At 63.5% G+C, this 255-nt stretch carries 1 protein-coding gene; it reads right to left on the reverse strand.

Annotated elements, in window-relative coordinates; all coding sequences use genetic code 11:
* A partial coding sequence (locus AB3X96_RS42890; RefSeq protein ID WP_368594457.1) for an AMP-binding protein occupies positions 1-184 on the reverse strand: 184 nt, incomplete at its 3' end.
* Between the last annotated feature and the right edge of the window lie 71 nt (positions 185-255).

Below are 255 nucleotides of genomic sequence, written 5' to 3' on the forward strand. Positions count from 1 at the left end.
GGCGGTTCAGATAGCCCCGCGCGACCCCCGCCCCGCCAATGTAGAGCTCACCCACCGCCCCGAACGGCACCGGCTCGCCATGACCGTCCAGCACATACACCCGCGTGTTCGCAATCGGACGGCCGATTGGAACGTGCGTCGATACAGCGCATCCGCTCGGAATTTCGTAAAAGGTGCAACCCACAACCGTTTCGGTCGGCCCGTATTCATTCACCATCCTGGCGCCAGGCTGAACCCTGCGCCACAACTCGACTG

The organism is Paraburkholderia sp. BR13439 (assembly GCF_040948805.1).
Taxonomy (GTDB): Bacteria; Pseudomonadota; Gammaproteobacteria; order Burkholderiales; family Burkholderiaceae; genus Paraburkholderia; species Paraburkholderia youngii.